Source organism: candidate division WOR-3 bacterium, from assembly GCA_039801245.1.
Taxonomy (GTDB): Bacteria; Hydrothermota; Tepidihabitantia; order Tepidihabitantales; family Tepidihabitantaceae; genus JAOABP01.
Genome location: JBDRUF010000067.1, coordinates 1 through 7,428, shown reverse-complemented (window position 1 = coordinate 7,428; position 7,428 = coordinate 1). Strand labels below are relative to the sequence as shown.

7 protein-coding genes are annotated in these 7,428 nt (G+C 53.8%); all 7 read left to right on the top strand.

The window, feature by feature from the left end:
* A partial coding sequence (locus tag ABIK47_07880) for a hypothetical protein (protein MEO0020532.1) occupies window positions 1–363 on the top strand: 363 nt, incomplete at its 5' end.
* A 71-nt stretch (window positions 364–434) separates the two neighbouring features.
* Complete coding sequence (locus ABIK47_07875; protein MEO0020531.1) at window positions 435–1,223, top strand: AAA family ATPase; 789 nt, start codon at window positions 435–437, stop codon at window positions 1,221–1,223.
* Window positions 1,213–2,070, top strand: a complete 858-nt coding sequence (locus tag ABIK47_07870) for a ParB/RepB/Spo0J family partition protein (GenBank protein ID MEO0020530.1) — start codon at window positions 1,213–1,215, stop codon at window positions 2,068–2,070. Before ABIK47_07875 ends, ABIK47_07870 begins: the two co-directional genes overlap by 11 nt.
* Window positions 2,071–2,823: a M23 family metallopeptidase gene (locus ABIK47_07865; protein ID MEO0020529.1), complete on the top strand. Its 753-nt coding sequence runs from the start codon at window positions 2,071–2,073 to the stop codon at window positions 2,821–2,823.
* A 311-nt stretch (window positions 2,824–3,134) separates the two neighbouring features.
* Window positions 3,135–3,320, top strand: coding sequence for a hypothetical protein (locus ABIK47_07860; protein ID MEO0020528.1), 186 nt, complete (start codon window positions 3,135–3,137; stop codon window positions 3,318–3,320).
* Window positions 3,321–3,356: 36 nt separating this feature from the next.
* Window positions 3,357–3,914 carry a FlgD immunoglobulin-like domain containing protein gene (locus ABIK47_07855; protein ID MEO0020527.1) on the top strand — a complete coding sequence of 186 codons (558 nt, stop codon included), beginning with the start codon at window positions 3,357–3,359 and terminating at the stop codon, window positions 3,912–3,914.
* 119 nt (window positions 3,915–4,033) lie between these two features.
* Window positions 4,034–6,985: a S8 family serine peptidase gene (locus ABIK47_07850; GenBank protein ID MEO0020526.1), complete on the top strand. Its 2,952-nt coding sequence runs from the start codon at window positions 4,034–4,036 to the stop codon at window positions 6,983–6,985.
* The last annotated feature ends 443 nt before the right edge of the window (window positions 6,986–7,428 follow it).

The following is a 7,428-nucleotide window of genomic DNA, read 5'->3' as shown; positions in this document are numbered from 1 at the left end:
GAAGACATCGACACCTTGTATCTGGACGCCATCATACCTAATGACTCCTTTGACATCACCTATGACTCACTCCTTGTCCGTATTCCTAAGATGTTTTTTCTTTTCTTTGTTGCGCCCCCACCGGACTCACCACCAAAACCCTGCACCCTCTGGGTCTGGGCTCTTGATACCAACTACTATACTTGGGTTTTGGGTGCCACGGGTATTGGCGGTAGAGATTCAATGCGCTTGACCGGGGGACTTGGGGTTTTCGGCTCAGCGGTTGAAAGGTCCCTGCCGATATTTGTCCGCGGCGACACAATCTCTCAACGCCACCCCTGGAAAGAAAAAAGGTCAAAGCTGGTTTATCACCTGAAACAGTGATATCCTGACAACTCGGGAACACAGTAATATTTGCTTGTTGACAGGGAAAGTCTATCGGTTAAATTTCTGTAATGGCGCGCCGGATTGCCATCTGCAATCAGAAGGGCGGGGTGGGTAAAACCACCACCGCCATCAACCTCGCCGCGGGTCTGGCCCTGCGTCAGCCGCGGGTGCTTTTGGTTGATATGGACCCGCAGGCACATGCCACGGTTGGTTTGGGTGTTGACAGGACAAAACTGACGGTCTCGGTCTATGAGGCGCTGATTGAGGCGCAGCGGGTTGAGGATGCGCTCATCCACGATACCTTTGAAGGGGTTGACCTCTTGCCGGCAACTATCAACCTCGCCGGTGCCGAGGTGGAACTGGTTGATGTGGAAGGGCGGGAGTTCCGGCTCGCCCGGGCATTGAACCTAATTGAGCCCCGTTACTCCTTTATCATCATTGACTGCCCGCCCTCGCTTTTGCTTTTGACCGTAAACAGTCTGGTTGCTGCCCAGGGGGTCCTGGTGCCGATTCAGGCAGAGTATTATGCCCTTGAGGGAATGTCAAGGCTTTTGGAGACCATCAACCTTGTCCGCACCAGCCTCAACCCCCTCCTTGAGATTGAGGGGGTGCTTTTGACCATGTTCTCCTCGCGGCTAAACCTTTGTCAGCAGGTGGAAAGGGAGGTCCGGCAGTTTTTTGGGGAGCAGGTTTTCAATACGATAATTCCCCGGAGCGTCCGCTTGGCCGAGGCGCCCAGTTTCGGCAAACCCATCTTTGCCTATGACGGTCAGTCTGCCGGCGCCCAGGCATATTTGGCATTGACCGATGAGCTTTTAACCAGAAGGCGTTTGCTAAAGGTAACGGATGAATCGTAAGGCTCTGGGCAAGGGGTTAAGGGCAATCATTCCGGAAAGAACCCAGGAGGTGCTCGCCAGTGAGTCCAGAATGATTCCGGTTGAGGAGATTCGCCCCAATCCATTCCAACCCCGGGCAACAAAGGAGGAAGAGAATAGCATTGGTTTTCAGGAACTGGTGGCATCAATCAAGGAAAAGGGTGTTTTGCAACCGGTGGTGGTGAGAAGACGCCGCGACGGTTATGAACTGGTGATGGGCGAGCGGCGCTGGCGGGCGGCAAGGCAAGCCGGGTTGCAGACAATCCCTGCGATTGTGCGCACAGTTGATGACCGGGAGATGCTGGAGATGGCGCTGATTGAGAACATCCAGCGGGAGGATTTGAATCCGGTTGACGAGGCGCTTGCCTATAAAGCCCTTGCCGAGCAGTTTCACCTCACCCATGAGGAGATTGCCCGCAGGGTGGGCAAGGACCGTTCCACCATCACCAATGCGCTGCGGCTTTTGACTCTACCTTTCAAGGTCAGGGATGCGCTTGCTGCGAGACAGATTACCCCTGGTCATGCCCGGGCGCTATTAGCCCTTTCCAGTCGCCGGGAGCAGGTGGAGCTGTGCGAAAAGACCATTGCCGAAGGGCTTTCGGTGAGAAGCCTGGAGCGGCTTTGCGGGATCAGAAAGGGCAAAACCAAGGTTGAAAAGGAGCAAAAGGAAAGGGATGTCCACCTGGTGGAACTGGAGGAGAGCCTGCAGCAGTTTTTAGGAACCAAGGTTTTGATAACACCGCCAGGGAAATCACCCGGCAAAATCACAATCGAGTTTTTCTCGCTTGAAGACCTTGACCGGGTTTACAAACTGATAAAAAAAGATTAGATGCCGAAAAAGGCGATCACCGTCTTCATCTTCGGGAATTACACCCCCAACTCTTTGCGCTTCAGCCTGCCCCTTGGTCTCGCACGGCTTTTATTTGTCATTCTCTGCCTGATGGCGGTGGTGGTCTTTACCGCCTTCGGTCTGGTCACATCAGGCGCCTATCGGTTTTACCGGCTGCAATACCTCAGCCGTCGCAACCGGCAACTGGAGGAGGAGTTTAAAAAGGTGAGGCTCTTAAAGGAGCGGCTGGAGTTTCTTGAAGGGGAAAGGGAAAAACTTTCTAAGATGCTCGGTGTTGAACTTACGCCCCCACCGGTTGACTGGCGTGGCGCGGTCACCGACTCCTTTGAGATCCCGGAATGGGTTAAAAACCAGCCCTGGGGCAAATACTCGGTGCCGGTTTTGGTCCCGGTTTCCGGCTATGTTGTCTCCCGCGGGGTTGACTCTGCTCATATTGCGGTTGACCTCGCCGCGGCAAAGGAAAGCCCGGTCCGCGCTGCGGCTGATGGCGTTGTTACCGCTCGTGGCACCGACCCCCAGTTTGGCAGGTTCCTTTTAATCAGCCACAGTTCCGGTTATGAGACCTATTACGGACACCTATCCTCTTGGCTGGTTAAAGAGGGTGATACGGTTCAGGTTGGAGAGGTCATCGCCAGAGTGGGAATGACCGGCAAGGCGAGCGCGCCCCATCTCCATTTTGAAATCAGAAAACTGGGCAAGCCGATTGACCCGGCAACGCTCTTAAAACTGTAACTCAGGAAAATTAAGTTTAGTTATATATAAACATTTTATATGGGCTTGTTTTCTTTTATCCGCCAGATTTTCAATAACTTAATTTAAAATCGGTTTTAGTCCCGGGGCAATCCCCAGGGGAATCTGCATTCAGGTTCATTGGCTCATTTTCAGCCAGTCCTTCCGCCTAATAATTTCCCTCAGGGGCATTTGCCCGGTGAAGAAGCGAGGGCGTCAAATCTGTTTCAGTAAAGGTGGTGCTGCCATAAGGAGTTTTATTGACAGCCATCTTGAGGTGATTAAAATTACTTAATGTTAAAAAGGAGGACCTTGTGTTAAGGTTAAAGTCTGTTGCGTTAGCCTTCGTGCTTTTGGCGCCGGCTCTAATTTGGGCATGGCCCCAACCAGGTGACCCGGCACCAAATGCAACCATCCCTGATACCGCCTGGGTTACCCATACCCTGCCTGAAGAATATCACGGCAAAGTTGTCCAACTCTTTTTCTGGCAATCTGGTTGACCAGGTTGTCGCGCGGAGTTACCGCGCGTCCAAGCAATGTTTGATGAGTATGGTGAAATGGGTTTTGTGCCTTTGAGTATCAATCTGTGGGAGAATATGGAGACGGTGGTTAAGCCCTATGCCCGGCAATACACCTACCCATTTTTCCGTGACGGTGGTTCGATGTGGAGTCTGTATAATATCAGCAACTCCATACCGCTGAACTATGTGATTGACACCGCCGGTATCGTTGTTGGCGGAATGGTTGGATTTAACGAATATACCATACGGAGCTGGATTGAACCCTATCTCGGTGTTGCTGAGAATAACAAGGAGCCACTACCCAAGTTCACCACTGTCAGTCCCAATCCGGCAAACCGAACCCAGCAGATTAGATTTACCCTGCCCAATGCTGGTAATGTCACTCTGCGGGTCTATTCGGTTTCTGGAGAACTGATAAGGACAGTTTTCCACGGTTCACTTAATCCTGGTGCTCAGGTCATTTCCTGGAACCTTACCGATGACCAGGGCAGATTTGTGCCCAATGGTCTTTATTTCTACGAACTTTCTCTTGGGCAATATAATGTGCGGATGAAGACATCGGTGCTGCGATAGCGACTTTTGATTTTTTAGGCGCCTTGGTTCAGATGGGACCGGGCGCCTTTGTTTTATAAAATAAATTGACCTCAGATTGAGAGGGGGTATAATCTTTTAGTTTTAACAGGAGGTCTTATATGAAGAGAGTTTTGCTGGTACTTTTAGTGGTCTTGATTGGTTTTGGTTTCGGGCTGGTGAGTCCGGAGCTGGAACAGCGGCTGGTTACTGCTGATGCGTCTCAGCGGTTGCCGGTGCACATTGTTTTGAAGCGGCAGTTTGACAAGGGTTTGCTCAACTCCCTGGTTGAGGGTCTGCCGCGGCCGCAGCGTCGGGTGGAGGTGGCGCGGATACTGAGGGACTTTTCGGCACGGGAGCAGGCGGGACTCCTGGAGTTTCTCAGGTCTCAGGAGAAAACTGGTGCGGTGGCGGACATTCGTCCCCTCTGGATTGTGAATGCGGTTTACTGTGAGGCGACCCCGGAGGTGATAAGGAGGATAGCGGAGCGTGCTGAGGTCAACTATGTGAACTACGATTTGGCTTACTGTCCTGACCTCTTGGAGCCGGTGGGTGAGAAGGAGGAGGGGAGGGATGAGATTGCCTGGGGTGTGCGGAAGATTCGTGCGCCTGAGGTCTGGGCACAGGGTTTTACGGGTCAGGGTGTGGTTTGCGGGCACATTGACACGGGCTGTGATTACACCCATCCTGACCTTGCTGACCACATGTGGGAGGATGAGAACTATCCCTATCATGGCTGGAACTTTGAGCAGAACAACAACAACCCGATGGATGTGCAGGGGCACGGGACGCACACTGCGGGCACGGTTGCCTCGGATGGCACCAGTGGCAGTCAGTGTGGTGTTGCCCCGGATGCGCGGATAATGGTGTGCCGGGTGCGGACGGTGGCGGACTCGGTGGCTGAGAGCCAGTGCTGGCAGGCGATGGAGTTTGTGGTCTCGCCGCCTTTGTCACCTGAGAACGGGGCTGATTTGTACACGATGAGTCTGGGCTGGCAGCTTTCCTGGGACCCGCACCAGGCGACCTGGCGCCAGGCTGCGGACAATGTGAATGCTGCGGGTGTGATTCAGGTGGTGGCTGCGGGCAACGAGCGCAGCATCCAGCCGCCCAACTCCTGTCGCTGCCCTGGGAATGTGCCGCCACCCTGGTGGAATCCTGAGAACACGGGTGAAGGCACGCTTTCCGGGATAATGTCGATAGGTGCGACCGACTCCACGGATGCGATTGCCTACTTTTCCAGTCGTGGGCCGGTGACCTGGCAGAATGTGCCGCCTTACAACGACTATGCCTATCCGCCGGGCTTGACCCGTCCGGATATGAGTGCGCCTGGTGTGGCGGTGAAGTCCTGTCGTGTTGGTGGTGGTTATACGGAGATGGATGGGACCTCGATGGCGACGCCGCATGTGGCGGGCACGGTGTGTCTGATGCTTTCCAAGAACCCGCGGCTGACCCCGGCAGCGGTGGATTCAATCCTGGAGATAACCGCGGTGGATTTGGGCACATCGGGCAAGGACAATGACTTCGGCGCGGGCAGAATTGATGCATTCGCGGCGGTGAGCGCGGTTCCCCGTGGTCCGGTCTTGGAGATGCGCCGGGTGATTGTCAGGGACTCTCTTGGTAATAATGATGGCTACATTGACCCGGGTGAAACCGCCGCCCTTTTTGTGAAATTTGTCAATACCGGCAATGCCACCTGTGCCAACACCCAGGGGGTTCTGCGCTCCCTTGACTTCCGTTTGACCGTGATTGACTCATTGGGCAGCTGGGGCACAATTGCTCAAGGTGATAGCGCCATCAACATTTCTGACCGGTTTGTCATCCAGGCGGATACCTCGTTGCGTCAGGGAACGCTCCTTACCTGCTCCCTTTTCGTCAGCGGCGAGAGCACCTATTACGAGGAGAAGTATGGGTTCAGCCTCCTCGTTGGTATGCCTGGACAGGTTGTCCTTGACCACGACACCAACAACTGCCGGTTAACCGTTACCTGTCTCGGTGCGATTGGCTATCTTGAGCCCGGTGGTTCGGGCAGCGGCTTTTCCTATCCCAAGAATGGACCAAGCCTTTTGCGCCACGCCTCTTTTGCCTTTGGCACCGACACCAGCTATGTTGTTGACCGCTACTACTCCCGACCGGTAACCGCTCCGCCCGACACCGAGTTTTTCTTAATTGACAGCGTGCGCAGCCTTTTCCCACCCCAAAAGGGTGATGAGCATTTCCGCGCCTGGTACTCAGACCGCAACCATCCCAGGAGAAAGCCGGTTGTGACAATTCAGAACAGTTATGCGGTTGGCGCGCCTGGCTATCGGGACTTTGTTGTTATCACCTATGATGTGCAGAACAACAGCGGTTCGCAATTGAGCAGTTTTTACACCGGCGTCTTTGCCGACTTTACGATTGACACCTTAGGCAAGGACATCTGCCGGACCGACAGTTTACGCCGCTTCATCTATATGACCGATTCCGCAGGCAGGGGTCCTTTTGTGGGCATCAAAATCCTTGAGCCCGACTCCGGGATTCATCTCTCGGCAATTGACCCGCGCATCTATTATCTGCCAGACTCATCGTTCCGCGATGCCCAGAAGTGGCGCTTCCTGAGCGGTCAGGTAAGTCTGAACAACCCCACCAGGTCAGACAACTGGGCGGTCTCTGCCTCTGCCGGTCCTTTTACACTTGCCCCCTTTTCTGCCTGCAGGTTTGCGATTGCCTTTGTCGGTGGTCCTAACGAGGCAGCAGCGCTTGCCAGTGCTGACAGCGCCCAATCCTGGTACCACCGCTGCATCGGAATGGAAGAGCGAGGTTCGGCGTTGCAATCGGTTCAGACCGCTTTAAAAATCCTGCCCAACCCCTTTGCCAATCTGGTGAGAATAAATTATCAGGTCCCGGTTGCCCAAAAGGTGCGGATGACAGCGCTTGATGTTACCGGCAGAACTGCGGCGCTAATTTACGAGGGAAAGATAAATCCGGGTGAAGGTGAACTTGTCTGGCAACCAAAAGGGTTGAGACCGGGTGTATATTTCATCCGGCTTGAGGGTCCGGGTCTGATGAAGACTGAAAGGGCGGTTTTAATCCGTTAGACCGAGCCTCGTTTTGTTCAGGCTGGGGACGGCTCCTCGTTCCCAGCCTTTTATTTTAGCCCGTTTTGAGAGAAATAAGAACGGTCTGCCTGGATATGGCCCACCACCGTTGAACGGAATATTCACTTCTGATGATTTACAGGTGGGTTTAGTGCCCCAAGGGATTCTCTAAATGAGCCCTCCGCTAATGGTAATGAGGATAGAGACAGAGATAGCCCTTAAGACGGTCTTATTGGGAGTCCGGGATAGAACTCAAGAGATAACCTTAGATAGGGTCTAATAGGCGGATTTGGATGGGGATTAAGAAATCGCCCTGAGTATAAGAGGGAAAAGGCTCTAAAGGGCAGCCATAGCCAGGCATAAGGATATGCTCTTAAGGGCTTAATGGTAAGGGGTAAAGGGGACAATAAGGGGGATGGTAGGGGGGACTGTCCCCGGGACGA